The organism is Methanomicrobiales archaeon, from assembly GCA_030019205.1.
GTDB lineage: Archaea > Halobacteriota > Methanomicrobia > Methanomicrobiales > JACTUA01 > JASEFH01.
The window spans coordinates 1-520 of record JASEFH010000073.1; the positions used below are offsets into that span (position 1 = coordinate 1).

Genomic DNA, 520 nt, shown 5'->3' on the forward strand with positions numbered 1-520 from the left:
TTTGGGGCTAGCCTGGGGAGTTTCAAGGAGAAGGTAGAGCACTGGAAGAAATATCGTGGAGAAATCCAGGTATTTCTACCAAACTCCGAATTTCTCTTTGTTAATCCCTGGAGTCAGACTTTGGACGCTAAGGCCCAAGGTCAAAAGGGAAACAACCCTGATCTTTATCTAAGGTCCCTAAATCTGAGCTAAGTGCACTCAAGGAAGTGGGATTCCTCTGATAGTTAGGAGGTGAGCTTAGAAGCAGCTATCCTTTAAAAAGTGCGTAACAGCTTACTAACTGAGGGATCTTGCGCCGAAGATTTATCGGGGCTAAAGCTCAGTACCGAAGATAAGACCCCTTGAGATATAAAATTATCTCAGGGAGGTAGGGGAGCGTTCTTAGCGCAGTGAAGCCGGAAGGTGACTGACGGTGGAGTGCTAAGAAGTGAGAATGTTGGCATGAGTAACCACAATCCCGATGAAAACTGGGGACACCGAAAACCCAAGGTTTCCTTGGCAATGACAATCAGCCAAGGGT

1 rRNA gene is annotated in these 520 nt (G+C 46.7%); it reads left to right on the forward strand.

Features of this window, described 5'->3' with window-relative positions:
• A 23S ribosomal RNA gene (locus QMC96_13355) occupies positions 1 to 520 on the forward strand; the annotation flags it as partial.